The sequence below is a fragment of the Sphingorhabdus sp. genome, from assembly GCF_046292425.1.
Taxonomy (GTDB): Bacteria; Pseudomonadota; Alphaproteobacteria; order Sphingomonadales; family Sphingomonadaceae; genus Sphingorhabdus_B.
Genome location: NZ_JBKBQV010000116.1, coordinates 1 through 571 on the forward strand (window position 1 = coordinate 1; position 571 = coordinate 571).

The window sequence follows — 571 nt, forward strand, 5'->3', positions numbered from 1 at the left end:
GGGTTCGTCGTCCATCCAGACCACGGTGGCCTCGAATTGATCAGCGGCCTCGGGTGGGGCGTCTGCCGAGGCCAGAACGTCGCCGCGCGAGACGTCGATTTCGTCGGTCAGGGTCAGGGTGATCGACTGGCCCGCGACCGCCTGGGACAAGTCGCCGTCGGCGGTGACGATGCGGGCGACGGTAGAGGTGCGGCCCGACGGCAGGACGCGGACGGGATCGCCGGGGCGCACGGTCCCGGCGGCGATCTGGCCCGAGAAGCCGCGGAAGTCGAGATTGGGCCGGTTGACCCACTGAACCGGCAGGCGGAACGGATCGGCCTGCAGATCGTCGCCGACCTCCAGCGTTTCCAGCAGGCTCATCAGCGGCGGGCCGGCGTACCAGGGCGAATGGGCGCTGGCCTCGGTGATGTTGTCGCCGCGCAGGGCGGACATCGGAATGGCGTCAAAGGACTTGAGCCCGATCTGGTCGGCGAAGGCGGAGAAGTCGGCGACGATGGCGTCGAACACATCCTGGGACCAGCCCATCAGGTCCATCTTGTTCACCGCCAGGACGACGTGGCGGATGCCCAGC

The 571-nt window shown here is 68.7% G+C and carries 1 protein-coding gene; it reads right to left on the reverse strand.

Features of this window, described 5'->3' with window-relative positions; genetic code table 11:
* A partial coding sequence (locus ACK4S7_RS13175; RefSeq protein ID WP_409647716.1) for an EF-Tu/IF-2/RF-3 family GTPase occupies positions 1–571 on the reverse strand: 571 nt, incomplete at both ends.